Source organism: Gilvimarinus xylanilyticus (assembly GCF_024195295.1).
GTDB classification, from domain to species: domain Bacteria; phylum Pseudomonadota; class Gammaproteobacteria; order Pseudomonadales; family Cellvibrionaceae; genus Gilvimarinus; species Gilvimarinus xylanilyticus.
The window spans coordinates 1,342,519-1,355,022 of record NZ_JAMFTH010000001.1 but is presented as its reverse complement, the minus strand read 5'-3'; the positions used below and the strand labels follow the sequence as shown (position 1 = coordinate 1,355,022).

12 protein-coding genes are annotated in these 12,504 nt (G+C 56.0%); 8 read left to right on the top strand and 4 right to left on the bottom strand.

The window, feature by feature from the left end; translation table 11 throughout:
- Window positions 1–2 precede the first annotated feature (2 nt).
- Complete coding sequence (locus M6D89_RS05815; protein ID WP_253967081.1) at window positions 3–497, top strand: DUF6586 family protein; 495 nt, start codon at window positions 3–5, stop codon at window positions 495–497.
- A gap of 97 nt (window positions 498–594) precedes the next feature.
- Window positions 595–855, top strand: coding sequence for a hypothetical protein (locus M6D89_RS05810; RefSeq protein WP_253967080.1), 261 nt, complete (start codon window positions 595–597; stop codon window positions 853–855).
- Window positions 856–1,054: 199 nt separating this feature from the next.
- Here the strand turns inward: M6D89_RS05810 and M6D89_RS05805 are convergent, their stop codons facing one another.
- Entirely contained in the window at window positions 1,055–1,465 is a 411-nt protein-coding gene (locus tag M6D89_RS05805) for a cell division inhibitor SulA (protein ID WP_253967079.1), read from the bottom strand.
- Window positions 1,458–2,060 (bottom strand): transcriptional repressor LexA, encoded by a 603-nt coding sequence (lexA, locus tag M6D89_RS05800; RefSeq protein WP_253967078.1) that lies wholly within the window; start codon window positions 2,058–2,060, stop codon window positions 1,458–1,460. The genes M6D89_RS05805 and lexA overlap by 8 nt, the downstream gene beginning before the upstream one ends.
- 162 nt (window positions 2,061–2,222) lie before the next feature.
- Between lexA and M6D89_RS05795 the strand changes: the two genes are divergently transcribed.
- The 3 genes from M6D89_RS05795 to M6D89_RS05785 all read left to right on the top strand — a co-directional run bounded on the left by M6D89_RS05795 (window position 2,223) and on the right by M6D89_RS05785 (window position 4,239).
- Complete coding sequence (locus M6D89_RS05795; protein ID WP_253967077.1) at window positions 2,223–3,338, top strand: mechanosensitive ion channel family protein; 1,116 nt, start codon at window positions 2,223–2,225, stop codon at window positions 3,336–3,338.
- Window positions 3,331–3,852, top strand: a complete 522-nt coding sequence (locus M6D89_RS05790) for a hypoxanthine-guanine phosphoribosyltransferase (protein WP_253967076.1) — start codon at window positions 3,331–3,333, stop codon at window positions 3,850–3,852. Before M6D89_RS05795 ends, M6D89_RS05790 begins: the two co-directional genes overlap by 8 nt.
- A 174-nt stretch (window positions 3,853–4,026) precedes the next feature.
- The gene (locus M6D89_RS05785) at window positions 4,027–4,239 is read left to right on the top strand and encodes a cold-shock protein (RefSeq protein WP_253967075.1); all 213 of its coding nucleotides are present in this window, start codon (window positions 4,027–4,029) and stop codon (window positions 4,237–4,239) included.
- Window positions 4,240–4,263: 24 nt separating this feature from the next.
- Here the strand turns inward: M6D89_RS05785 and M6D89_RS05780 are convergent, their stop codons facing one another.
- Both M6D89_RS05780 and mfd read right to left on the bottom strand, forming a co-directional pair.
- Complete coding sequence (locus M6D89_RS05780; RefSeq protein ID WP_253967074.1) at window positions 4,264–5,211, bottom strand: CsiV family protein; 948 nt, start codon at window positions 5,209–5,211, stop codon at window positions 4,264–4,266.
- A 104-nt stretch (window positions 5,212–5,315) separates the two neighbouring features.
- Entirely contained in the window at window positions 5,316–8,762 is a 3,447-nt protein-coding gene (mfd, locus tag M6D89_RS05775) for a transcription-repair coupling factor (RefSeq protein ID WP_253967073.1), read from the bottom strand.
- A 413-nt stretch (window positions 8,763–9,175) separates the two neighbouring features.
- On the opposite strand from mfd, the gene M6D89_RS05770 reads away from it, so the two are divergent.
- From M6D89_RS05770 to M6D89_RS05760, 3 genes are read left to right on the top strand one after another with little or no spacing between them, the layout of a single operon-like run.
- The gene (locus tag M6D89_RS05770) at window positions 9,176–10,519 is read left to right on the top strand and encodes a Na(+)-translocating NADH-quinone reductase subunit A (protein ID WP_253967072.1); all 1,344 of its coding nucleotides are present in this window, start codon (window positions 9,176–9,178) and stop codon (window positions 10,517–10,519) included.
- A 3-nt stretch (window positions 10,520–10,522) separates the two neighbouring features.
- Window positions 10,523–11,728, top strand: coding sequence for an NADH:ubiquinone reductase (Na(+)-transporting) subunit B (locus M6D89_RS05765; protein WP_253967071.1), 1,206 nt, complete (start codon window positions 10,523–10,525; stop codon window positions 11,726–11,728).
- Window positions 11,721–12,503 (top strand): Na(+)-translocating NADH-quinone reductase subunit C, encoded by a 783-nt coding sequence (locus tag M6D89_RS05760; protein WP_253967070.1) that lies wholly within the window; start codon window positions 11,721–11,723, stop codon window positions 12,501–12,503. The genes M6D89_RS05765 and M6D89_RS05760 overlap by 8 nt, the downstream gene beginning before the upstream one ends.
- Window position 12,504 lies beyond the last annotated feature (1 nt).

Below are 12,504 nucleotides of genomic sequence, written 5' to 3'. Positions count from 1 at the left end.
TTATGGCGGTATCTTTGGTCTCGCTGGTCAATCAAAGACTCGCGTGCTGTCGTGCGTTGTTGCAGGATTTGCCGCAGGCGCGCACGCCGGTGCACAGCAAGGCGCTGCTCGATGCCTGTGTCTTTCATCTGCAGTGCGGCTATCGCCATTATGTGCGCGAGCTGGCCAAAGGCTACGGTGTTAACTACTTGGCTGCCGTGCAGGATGAGCAAAGTGCCGCCAAGTCGCTTGCGCAAATAGACAAAACGCCGGCGGAGATTCGGGAGTTGTGCCATCTGGCCGAGAGTCCAAGTTCCTGGCTGGCGCGCCTTAAACGGGCCTGGGCTGAATTTGATGCCTTGCCCGAGGCGTTCGCCGCGCCCAGCGCCAACGCCATCCCCGTGACCAATCTGGACGCTCAGCCGTCGCTGCCTCTGGACGAGCAGGCGCTGTTAACCGCCGTTAATGAGTTTCAGGGGTTGATCGATCGTCACCGAGAATCCACTTTGGAGTACTGATGTTCCCGGCCTGCAAGTCGGCGCATTTATTGTTTCTGCGATAGCTGTTAAAATGGAACGCTTGTTTTCGGTTAACGTCTGTCTGAGTGGAGCGGGTATGTCAGCATCATTGTACGAAATTGTTGAACTGGCCAACGGCGAGGTGGTACTGCAGCGCGCGGACGAAGAGGGCGAGCCTCTGCTGAGCATTAAGTTTTCTACCGAAAGTCAGTCATTTATGCGCGAAGGCAAGTTTGATATCGCCAAGGCGATGATTGAAGCGGGCATGGAGGCAGCGGGTGACTTAGCCGATGCCGAGCCGGAAGATTTTGCCGCCGATAGCGACGACGCGCTCTACGCCGATCGTACTCTGCACTAAGAGGGACAATCTCGAGAGCCTGGCAGCCTGCTCAGGTGGAAGTTATTAGGCTTGGGTTCTCTAGGTTTTTACTCTCCGTTTTACATCCTTTTCTGGTATTTCGTCATCCTTTCTAGTTCGGTCATCCTTTCTAGGGTATTGCGTCCAGCTAGATTGCGTCAGACCTTCTGAGTCTCCACGACAAAACCTTTTAGCAATTCTACCGCTCTCGTATTAAAAGCCCCTGGCTCTGGCCTATTTGCGAAGCTTTTTCTAATTGCGCCAAGGCCTGTTTGGTCAGTGAGCCCGGGTTGGCGATCACGGTATGGCTGTTGCCTAGCGCCAGTGCGTCCCAGCAAACCCACAACTGTTCTTCTTCGCTTTTGCAGTGCACCAGTCGCAGGCGCGAGGTATCGACGCCAAACTCTTGCAGTATTTTTGCCGGTACCGGCTCTTGCGTGAGCCAGGTTAGCCAGCGGTCGCCGCCTTGGCGGCTTAAATGAGCAATCATCGGCATAACCATCAGCCAGGAGCCCGCGCTGTGCTGGGTCAACACCAGCTCGGTCAGGCCGCTGGGCTGAGTGGTTTGCGGCTGGACGGATGGGGACTGCAAGGGTTGCGGATTAATCACGGCGAATTACTCCTACGCTTAGGCCTTCAATGGCAAAGTTTTGGTCTCTCAAATCTACGCGGATAACGTCAAAGTCCGGGTTTTCGGGCCAAAGCTCTACCTGAGCTCGATTACCTTCGCGTTTAAATCGTTTTACGGTCACTTCATCGTCGATACGGGCCACGACAATCTGGCCATTGTGGGCCTGATCGGTGCGGTGTACGGCTAAAAGGTCGCCGTCGAGAATCCCCACATCTTTCATGCTCATGCCTTTTACATTGAGAAAAAAGTGCGCCTGGGGATGGAAAAAGTTGGGCGGGATGCTGCAGTAGTCTTCGATATGCTCCTGCGCCAGAATGGGGCTACCGGCTGCCACTTGGCCTACAATGGGCAGGCCATCTTGCCCCTCGGGCAGACGAATACCGCGCGAGGCGCCGGGGATGAGTTCAATCGCCCCTTTGCGGGCCAGAGCTTTGATGTGTTCTTCGGCGGCATTGGCTGACTTATAGCCCAGCATGCGCGCAATTTCGGCGCGAGTAGGGGGGTAGCCGGTTTCGTCGGCGTAGCTTTTAATCAGTTCCAACACCTGTTGTTGCCGGTTGGTAAGGTTTTGCATAGTCTGGCCCTTGTTAACTGTTTGGTTATACAGTATCTGTGATTATATACAGTTGTTCGTGGGGTGCAAGGCTTTTCCTCTTACCGCCGCGTTCCTCGTCCGCTCGATGATGAAGTGCCTCGTGTATACTGCGGCTTTTCACAGGTTGCACGGAAATAGAAGATGAAAGAATGGTTTTTAACGCTCATGGAAGATGAACGGCTCTGGTTGGTTGAGGTGTTTACCGTTGTCTTTGTCACCCTGGTACTGGCGACTTTTATTCGCACCTTGCTTAAGACCCTCTTAAAGCACGCTCACAAAACCCGTACCCGCTGGGACGACACTCTGGTGGAGGCCGCCATCGCCCCGCTGCGTTGGCTTATTTGGCTGGTCGGCTTGGGGTGGGCCGCCGAACTCACCCACGCGATGACCGAAGAGTCGCTGCTCGAGTACGCCGATCAGGTGGTACGGGTGGGGATTATTGTTCTGTTGACGTGGTTTTTGGTGCGTTTGGTCAAATACGGCGAGCAGAACTTTCTCGCTCCGGACGATGGCAAGCCCGCCGATCCCACCACGGTGATGGCGGTGGGTAAGCTGCTGCGGATTTCGATTGTCATCACCGCCTCTCTGGTGTTATTGCAATCCTTGGGCTACAGCGTGTCGGGGGTTTTGGCGTTTGGCGGAATCGGTGGCATCGCAGTGGGTTTTGCCGCCAAGGATTTGCTGGCCAATTTTTTTGGCAGCTTGATGATTTACTTGGATCGGCCCTTTAAAGTGGGGGACTGGGTGCGCTCGCCGGATCAGGAAATTGAGGGTACGGTGGAGGAGATCGGGCTGCGCCTGACCCGGATTCGCACCTTTGATAAGCGGCCGCTGTATGTGCCCAATCAGACGTTTACTCAGATTTCGGTGGAGAACCCATCGCGCATGCTTAACCGTCGGATCTACGAGACCATCGGGGTGCGTTACGAGGATGTCGACAAATTGCCTGGGATTGTCGATAAGGTGCGCAAGATGCTGGAATCCCACCACGAGATCGATACCGATCAAACCCTGATTGTGAATTTTAATGCGTTTGCCGATTCGTCATTAAACTTTTTTCTCTATACCTTTACCAAGACCATTAATTGGGTGCACTACCACGAGGTTAAACAAGACGTCTTGTTAAAAGTCATTGCCATTGTCGAGAGCGAGGGCGCAGAGTGTGCTTTCCCCACCCGCACGCTGCATATGGCAAGTATGCCAGCGGCTTCAGAGGCCCAGAGTGCCGAAGGTAAAGGCGGGGCCGCCGATGCCTAATAAGACCCCGGAGTGCCTGTATAGCCTAGCCCACATCGATGGGGCGCTGACCGCTATGGCGGCGCGTATCAATACAGATTTTGATGCGCCGTCCGATCCTTTGGTAGTGATGGTTTTACTAAAAGGCGCTTTGGTGACTGCCGGCGCTTTATTGCCCAAGCTGACCATGCCTGTGGAGGTGGATTATATTCACGCCTCTCGCTATCGGGATAACCGCGCGGGCCAGCAAATTGATTGGCGCGCGGGGCCCAGTTTGTCGCTCGCGGGGCGCCGGGTTTTATTGGTGGATGACATTCTCGACCGCGGGGTTACCTTACAGGCGGTCGCTGATTACTGTCGCGAGCAGGGTGCCCGGCGGGTTGCCAGTGCTGTTTTGGTGCAGAAAATTCTGCCTCAGGCCGCTGTTGTGGAGGCCGACTATGTTGCTCTGACGGTGCCGGATCGCTACGTCTACGGTTTTGGGATGGATAATGCCGAGCTTGAGCGCAATGCGCCGGGGATTTTTGCGCTGTAGCGGTGTGAGTCTGAGCCGACTCGGTTATTTGTGTGCGGGTTTTCCAAAAAAGCGGCAATAAATCTGTCCAATTGACCGTCAAAGTGGACAATTCGCGCGCAATGCAGTACAAAATGCAGCAGGCGGCTTTTGGGGGCCGTCTTCCGCAATCGATAACAATAAAGAGGTTAAACTATGTCTGATCGATTATCCGGTACGGTGAAGTGGTTCAATAATGCCCGCGGTTACGGGTTTATTACCCGGGGCGAGGGCAGTGAAGATGTCTTCGTTCACTACCGCAATATTCGCGGTGAAGGCTACCGTTCTCTGGCCGAGGGGCAGAATGTCGAGTTTTCGGTACAAGAGGGCGATAAAGGCCTTCAGGCCGACGACGTTATTCAGCTGTAAAGGTTTATCCCGAGCCGCGTCGGTCTAATCGCCGCGGCTTTCTGGTTCGCTTGAAAGCTGCAGCGATTGTTCGCTGGGGCGTTTGTAGGGGACAATTTTCACCAGCATTCCCAGTCGGGGGTGGTCGATATAGTGCAGTTCGCTGCTGCGCATACGCCGCTTTTGCTCCAGTTTGACAATTTGGCGGGGCAGGTAGGGGGCGTCCAGAAAGTCTTGCAGGGCATTTTCATTGCCCGTTTGTTCTTCACTCTGCCAGAAGCTTGTTACATCCATATTGGCGTTTGCGCTGCTCGCCTGTAGCCGCTGCAGCGGGTTTTGCGGCAAGCTGGGCCACTGGTTGCGAACCTGCCCGGTATTCATTTGAAACTCGCTAAACCACAAGTTGGTAAAAACGTGTAAGTAGCGCGACACGTTAATATTGAGACTGCCTTCCAGCTCGAAGTGATCGCCGTAGGCTTCGCCACCGCTGATCAGTATCCAGGGGGCCCGGTTTTCGCCTACTACATTTTGGCGCCATGCCTCGTGAAACAGTATCTCAAAGCCGGGTTGCGCCTGCAGGCGGGCCGCAACCTGGTTTAACCCCCGGCTGTCGCGGGGTAGTTGGTAAAAACCGGCGCGGGCCAAATCAATGGGTTCGGGCTCGCTGGCTGGCGCTGGTTCGCTGCTCGCGCTCATATCGTCGCTAGAGCTGGTAGTGGGCGCGGTCTGCGCGGCGCTAAGCTCGCGGCGGCGTTTTTCCAGTTCTTCATCGGGGTCGCGCAACTCTTGCCAGTTGAGAGGATAGCGAAGCGTCAAATCTGACGGCCAGGTCTCGGCGCTGGTGTCCAGCGGGCGCGAATAGACAATCACTTCGACCTGATACCAGCCCTCGTGAGGCGATTGTGCCATCGCTGGTTGCGCCAGTACGGAGGCGAGGGCTAGCGCCATCAGTGCCAGTCGCCGGGCTAGGGTTGGGCGGATTGTCGCGGTCATTCATCTTTCCTTTCAGCTGCTAAAGTCCGGGGCCGGGCCCCGAGGCTTCAGTTTACCTTGTTTCGCCCATCGCGTGGTTGAACTGGCGCCGGTTGCGATGGTGTTTATTCCAGGTTGTCCAGCAAATCGGTGACTCGCTGCAGGCGGTCTTCGGTCTCGGGCATGGGGATTTTAAAGCTTAACCCATTGGCGCCAGCCAGAGAGAATACCTGGGGTTGGCTTTGCACCATCTGCACAATTTTTAGCGGGTCTATCTCCGCGTCGGGGCCGAACTCTACCTTGCCGCCGCTGGCGGAGGCTTCGAGTTTGGCGACCCCCAGAGTTTTGGCGCGCAGCTTCAGTTCAGTGACCCGTAGCAGGTTTTTAGTGGGCTCGGGCAAGAGTCCAAATCGGTCAATCATTTCTACCTGCAGCTCGCGCAGCGCTTCGGCGTTTTCGGCGCCGGCAATGCGTTTATAGAGTACCAGGCGGGTGTGGACGTCGGGCAGATAGTCATCGGGAATCAGCGCGGGGATGCGCAAGTTGACGTCGATATTATCCGCCAGAGGCGCCTCAATATTGGGCTGCTTACCCGCGCGCATGGCTTTGACGGCGCGATCGAGCATGTCCATATACATGGAAAAGCCCACGGTTTGAATTTGTCCGCTTTGCTCGTCGCCCAACAGCTCGCCCGCGCCACGGATTTCCATATCGTGGGTAGCCAGGGTAAAGCCCGCCCCCAAATCTTCGGCGCTGGCGATAGCCTCCAGGCGCTTAATCGCATCGCCCGTCATGGCGCGGCGCTCGGGCGTTAACAGGTAAGCGTAAGCTTGGTGGTGAGATCGGCCCACGCGGCCGCGCAATTGGTGTAGCTGAGCCAGGCCGAATTTGTCGGCGCGGTGGATAATAATGGTGTTGGCGCTGGGTATATCGATGCCGGTTTCGATAATCGTAGAGCAGACCATGACGTTAAAGCGCTTGTGGTAAAAGTCGGACATGACCCTTTCCAGCTCGCGCTCGCGCATCTGGCCGTGGCCAATGCCAATGCGCGCCTCGGGCACCAGCTCTTGCAGGGCCCGGGCGGTGCGCTCAATGCTTTTGACTTCATTATGCAGGTAGTACACTTGCCCGCCGCGCAAAATTTCCCGCAGAATCGCCTCTTTAATAACGGCGTCATCGTGCTGACGCACAAAGGTTTTTACACTCAGTCGGCGCGCCGGTGGGGTGGCGATAATCGACAGGTCGCGAATACCGGCCATAGACATGTTCAGGGTTCGCGGAATAGGGGTGGCTGTGAGCGTCAGAATATCGATTTCGGCGCGCAGCTTTTTCAGCTGGTCTTTTTGACGCACCCCGAAGCGGTGTTCTTCATCGATAACCAAAAGGCCCAAGTCTTTGTATTTAATATCCGGCTGAATCAGCTTGTGGGTACCCACCACAATATCGATTTTGCCTTCGGCCAGACGCTCTTTGACGGCCTCCACCTCTTTGTTGGTGCGAAACCGCGACATGACTTCAATGGTAAAAGGCCAGTTGGCAAAGCGATCTTTCAGTGATTCAAAGTGCTGCTGTGCCAGCAGGGTGGTGGGGGCGAGTATGGCCACTTGTTTGCCTGCGTGGGCGGCGACAAAGGCGGCGCGCATGGCGACCTCGGTTTTGCCAAAGCCTACATCGCCGCACACCAGTCGGTCCATGGGCTGGGGCGAGAGCATGTCTTTTACCACCGCGTCGATCGCGAGCTGCTGGTCGGCAGTCTCTTCAAACGGAAAACCCGCCGCAAAGGCGAGATAGTCTGCCTTGGGGTCGGCAAAGGCAAGGCCTTTGCGCGCGGCGCGGCGGGCGTAGATGTCCAGTAGCTCTGCGGCGGTGTCGCGCACCTGTTCGGCGGCCTTGCGCTTTGCTTTACCCCAGGTCTCCGAGCCCAGCTTGTGCAGGGGGGCTACCGCCTCGTCGGCGCCGCTGTAACGGCTAATAAGGTGCAGGCTGGTGACGGGGACATACAGCTTGGCTTCGTCGGCGTACTCCAGCATCAAAAATTCGTTGGTTTCATCTTCAATACTGATGGTCTCGAGTCCGCGGTAGCGGCCTACGCCATGATCAATATGAACCACCGGGGCGCCCACCTGAAGCTCGGTTAGGTTTTTGACGACATTGTCGGCGTTTTCCTGGCTTTGGCGTCGGCGCCGGGTTTGCTGCACCCGCTCACCGAACAGCTGGCTTTCGGTAATCAGGGCGATATTGGGCTGATGGCAAATAAGCCCTTGATCAATGGCGCCCACGGTAATGGCGACTTTGCTGTCATCGGCAATAAAAGTCGGCCAGTTGGCAGTTTCCTCTGGGTGCAAGCGAATGCGCCCCAATAGCTCCAGCAGGGTCTCCCGGCGGCCAGCGGATTCGGCGCAGAACAAAACGCGGCCGTTAAACTCCATTAAAAAGGCTTCCAGGGCCGTCAGAGGGTGTTCGCTTTGCGCCTGGACTGGCAATGAGGGTGGGGCGGAAAAGGCGAAGTTGGTGTTGCCCGCCTCATCGGCCAGCGAGTGCGCTTGTGCGGCGGTGCGACTCAGGGCTTTGAGGCCGGAAAACAGCTCTTCCTCGCGCAGATAGATCTCTTCTGGACGCAACAGGGGGCGGCTGGGGTCCACCCCGCGCGAGTCAAAACGGGCCTTTAGCTCGCTTAAAAAACGCGCGCTGGCTTCGTTGATGTCGCCGATGGTGTAGGCTACTGTGTTATCAGGTAGGTAGTCGAATAGTGTGTCGCAGTGATCGAAAAACAGCGGTAAGTAGTACTCAATGCCTGGAGGGGCGATGCCGTCACTCACATCCCGGTATACCGAGCAGGCGCTGGGGTCGGAATCAAAGCGCTGATGCCAGCGCTGTTTAAAGGCGCTGATGCCAGTTTTATCCAGCGGGAATTCCCGCGCGGGCAAAAGCTCCAGCGATTCTATTTTTTCTTCGGTCAGTTGAGTGTCTGGGTCGAAGGTGCGCAGCGAGTCGATTTCATCGTCAAACAAGTCAATGCGCAAGGGGGTTTCGCTACCCATGGGGAAAATATCAATCAGCGAGCCGCGTACCGCATACTCGCCGTGCTCGTACACCGTATCCACGGCGCGGTAACCCGCCTGAGTCAAGTTGTGACGCAAGGTGTCGGGGTTAAGTGATTCCCCCACCTTCAGCATCAAGCTACCGCCCAGTAAATAGGTTTTGGGCATCAGTCTTTGCAGCAGGCTGGTCACTGGCACCACCAAAATGCCCTGGGTAACACTGGGCAGCTGGTAGAGGGTGCGCAGGCGCTCCGAGATAATATCCTGGTGCGGCGATATGGTGTCGTAGGGCAGGGTTTCCCAGTCCGCCAGATGCAGAATCTCAAGGCCTTCGGGGGCGAAGAATGCCAGCTCGGCTTCCAGCCGCTGAGCGCCGGCGGTATCGCTCACCACCACCAGACTCAGGCCCCGGTGGGCGCGGGCGGCGTTGGCGAGCGTAAGGGCTGCGGCGCTGCCCGATAATTGCCCCCATTGGCGGCGCTCGCCGGGGCGGGTGGATACGTCGAGGGCAAAAGGATCGGCAAGGGTCATGGGCAACTTTGTCGGTTTGCGGGTGAACGGAGTCGGCGATTGTACCCGTGTTTGCCAAGTGGCTGTAGTCGCACCGGCGGTTTGTCTGCCCAACGCTGGGGCAGGGCACTAAAAATGTGCCGCGAGACTGGCCTTTAGCAGCGGTGATCTTTATAATTGCCGCGATTTTTTACGCTGGCTGGGCGTAGTGTGTCTGAAAAAAGTCTCTTTTTAGTGGGTGTTTTTCGGTTTTCGCGGTGTTTGAATTGGATATTTCCAACGATTCTTCTTCGCTATTCGCTCTTGCCGCCAGCCGGTCTAATCGATAAAGCTTCAACTCAATAGAAGCAGCTGGACAACCACCAGCGCAACACTGCGGCTTGCAAATGAGCCGTGCAAAGTCATTAATCCAACGAGTGATTAGGCAGAGACGTATGATAAAGATTCGTCGGGGATTGGATTTACCTATATCCGGTGCGCCCGAGCAGACTATCAAAGATGGGCCGGCGGCCCGCTCTGTGGCAGTCATTGGCCCAGATTATCACGGCATGAAGCCGACCATGGAAGTAGCCGTGGGTGATAAGGTCAAGCTCGGACAGCTTCTGTTTACCGATAAAAAAACCGAAGGGGTAAGATACACCGCTCCTGCAGCAGGCACCATTGCCGCCATTAACCGTGGTGAGCGCCGCATGCTGCAGTCTGTTGTTATCGATGTAGAAGGCGATGACAGCGAGAGCTTTCAAAGTTACAGCGACAGTGAGCTCGGCTCGCTGGATGGCCAGGCGGTTCGCGACCAGCTGAATGCAGCGGGTTTGTGGACAGCGTTACGCTCGCGCCCCTACAGCAAGGTTCCGGCACTGGATGCCAAACCCCATTCAATCTTCGTCACGGCTATGGACACCAACCCGCTCGCGGCCGATCCGCAAGTGGTTTTGAAGGGCCAGGAAGACGCCTTTCAGAAAGGTCTGCAAGTGTTGACGCGCCTGACCGAAGGCAAAGTATTTGTCTGTAAAGCCGGCGGTGCGGGTATTCCCGCTAAGGCTGAAGGTCAGGTTGAGGTGCACGAGTTCGGTGGTGTTCACCCCGCGGGTAACGCCGGCACGCACATTCACCATCTGGACCCCGTTACCGCGACTAAATTTGTCTGGACCATCAACTACCAAGACGTTGTGGCCGTGGGCATTTTGTTCAGCGAGGGGCGTCTGGAAACCTCACGTGTGGTTTCACTCGCCGGGCCTCAGGTTAACGAGCCTGCTCTGGTGCGCACCCGTGTCGGCGCCAGCCTTGACGAGCTGACCGCCGGTAAGCTGAAAGGCGACCATAACCGTGTGATTTCCGGTTCGGTATTCGGCGGTCGTACCGCTAACGGCCCCTACGCCTTTTTGGGGCGCTACCACACTCAGGTAAGCGTGCTGGAAGAGGGTGACGATCGCCCCATGCTGCACTACCTGCGCGCCGGTACCGATTTCTTCTCGGTCATGAACATCTATTTGTCTAAGTTGATGCCGTCCAAGCGCTTTAACTTCACCACTACCACCTTTGGTAGTGAGCGCGCCATGGTGCCAGTGGGCGCTTACGAGAAGGTGATGCCGCTGGATATTCTTCCCACTCAGCTGTTGCGCGCGTTAATTGTGGGCGACACCGAGACCGCTCAGCAGCTTGGCTGCCTTGAGTTGGACGAAGATGATCTGGCTCTGTGTACGTTTGTCTGCCCGGGTAAGTACGAGTACGGCCCGATTTTGCGCGACAACCTCACCCGTATCGAGCTGGAGGGTTAAGGTATGAAATTTTTGCGTAATTATCTCGATAAAATCGAGCCGAGTTTTCACAAGGGCGGCAAGCTGGAAAAGTGGTATTCGCTTTACGAGGCGATTGACACTGGTTTATTCCGCCCGGCCAATGTAACTAAAACCACCAGCCATGTGCGCGACGGTCTCGACCTGAAACGCATCATGATTACCGTGTGGATTTGTACGTTTCCGGCTATGTTTTTCGGCATGTACAACGTCGGTCATCAGGCCAACACCATTCTCGCCGAGATGGGTTCAGGAGCCGGTGAGGGCTGGCGCATTGCGCTGATCAGCGCCTTTGCCGGTTTTGACCCCAATAGCATTTGGGATTGCCTGGTGCACGGCGCCGCTTACTTCCTGCCGATTTACGCGGTGGTGTTTATTGTCGGTGGTTTCTGGGAGGTTCTGTTTGCCTCGGTGCGCGGTCACGAAGTCAACGAAGGTTTCTTTGTGACCTCGGTACTGTTTGCGCTGATCTGCCCGCCAGATTTGCCACTGCTGTACGCCGCTCTCGGTATTAGCTTTGGTGTGGTATTGGGTAAAGAGGTGTTCGGTGGTACCGGTAAAAACTTCTTAAACCCCGCGCTGACCGGCCGCGCGTTTTTGTTCTTCGCCTATCCCGCCAGTATGTCGGGTGACGGTGTGTGGACGACCGTGGATGGTTACACCGGCGCAACCGCGCTGTCTGTGGCCGCTCAAGGTGGCGTAGACGCGATTACCAGCCAGTTCACCTGGATGGACGCCTTCCTGGGTAACATTCAGGGCAGTATCGGCGAGACGTCAACCCTGGCAATCTTTATCGGTGGCGCTGTGCTGCTGGTGATGGGTATTGCTTCCTGGCGCATTGTCGCCGGTGTAATGCTGGGTATGATCGCCACTACGCTGCTGCTTAATGTCACCGGCGATGCTTCGAGCAACCCGGCGACTGCCTTGCCCTGGTACTGGCATATGGTCATCGGTGGCTTTGCCTTCGGCATGATCTTTATGGCGACAGACCCAGTTTCGGCGTCTATGACCGATACCGGTAAATACTGGTTCGGCGCCCTGATCGGCTTTATGGTGATTATTATCCGTGTGGTAAACCCCGCCTTCCCCGAAGGCATGATGTTGGCAATTTTGTTTGCTAACCTGTTTGCCCCGCTGATTGATTACCTGGTTGTACGAGCAAACATCAAGCGGAGGTTGGCACGTGGCTAATAACGATTCCATCAAAAAGACGCTCACAGTCACCATTTTGCTGTGTATCGTCTGCTCGGTGGTGGTTTCTACCGCTGCCGTGTACCTGCGCCCCGTGCAGGAAGTGAACAAATCACTGGACTTTAAGCGCAACATTCTCGCCGCCGCCGGTCTGACCGATCAGATGAATGGCAAGAGTGTGGATGAGGTTTTCAATCAGCGGGTTACCACCCGCGCTGTGGATCTTGACTCCGGCACTTATACCGACGAGATCAACCCTGCCGATTACGAGCAGCGTAAAGCGGCGAAAGATCCGTCTATGTCGGAAGACTTAAGCGCCGATCAGGATATTGCCAAAATTGGCCGTCGCGAAGACGTGGCTTTGGTTTACCTGATTGAAGGTGACAATGGTCTGGAAACCATTGTTCTGCCGGTGCGCGGTTACGGCCTTTGGTCTACCCTTTACGGCTTTGTGGCCCTGGAAAAAGACTTGAACACTGTGAAAGGTTTAGGTTTTTACGAGCATGGTGAAACCCCAGGCCTGGGCGGCGAGGTGGACAATCCCAACTGGAAATCGCTGTGGGAAGGTAAAGAGGTTTACGACGAAGAGGGTAATGCTCAACTGACGGTGATTAAAGGTGCCGTAGGCCCGGATACCAAAGATGCCGAGCACAAGGTTGATGGTTTGTCGGGCGCCACTTTGACTAGTCGCGGTGTCGGCAACTTGGTTCAGTTCTGGTTAGGTGAACAGGGCTATGAGCCGTTTTTGACCAACCTTAAGAAAGGGGAGGCCTAAG

Coding starts and splice junctions, on each gene's coding strand:
- M6D89_RS05785 (WP_253967075.1), top strand. CDS start 4,027: ATGTCTGATCGATTATCCGGTACGGTGAAGTGGTTCAATAATGCCCGC.
- lexA (WP_253967078.1), bottom strand. CDS start 2,060: ATGCAAAACCTTACCAACCGGCAACAACAGGTGTTGGAACTGATTAAA.
- M6D89_RS05795 (WP_253967077.1), top strand. CDS start 2,223: ATGAAAGAATGGTTTTTAACGCTCATGGAAGATGAACGGCTCTGGTTG.
- M6D89_RS05765 (WP_253967071.1), top strand. CDS start 10,523: ATGAAATTTTTGCGTAATTATCTCGATAAAATCGAGCCGAGTTTTCAC.
- mfd (WP_253967073.1), bottom strand. CDS start 8,762: ATGACCCTTGCCGATCCTTTTGCCCTCGACGTATCCACCCGCCCCGGC.
- M6D89_RS05780 (WP_253967074.1), bottom strand. CDS start 5,211: ATGACCGCGACAATCCGCCCAACCCTAGCCCGGCGACTGGCACTGATG.
- M6D89_RS05810 (WP_253967080.1), top strand. CDS start 595: ATGTCAGCATCATTGTACGAAATTGTTGAACTGGCCAACGGCGAGGTG.
- M6D89_RS05815 (WP_253967081.1), top strand. CDS start 3: ATGGCGGTATCTTTGGTCTCGCTGGTCAATCAAAGACTCGCGTGCTGT.
- M6D89_RS05770 (WP_253967072.1), top strand. CDS start 9,176: ATGATAAAGATTCGTCGGGGATTGGATTTACCTATATCCGGTGCGCCC.
- M6D89_RS05790 (WP_253967076.1), top strand. CDS start 3,331: ATGCCTAATAAGACCCCGGAGTGCCTGTATAGCCTAGCCCACATCGAT.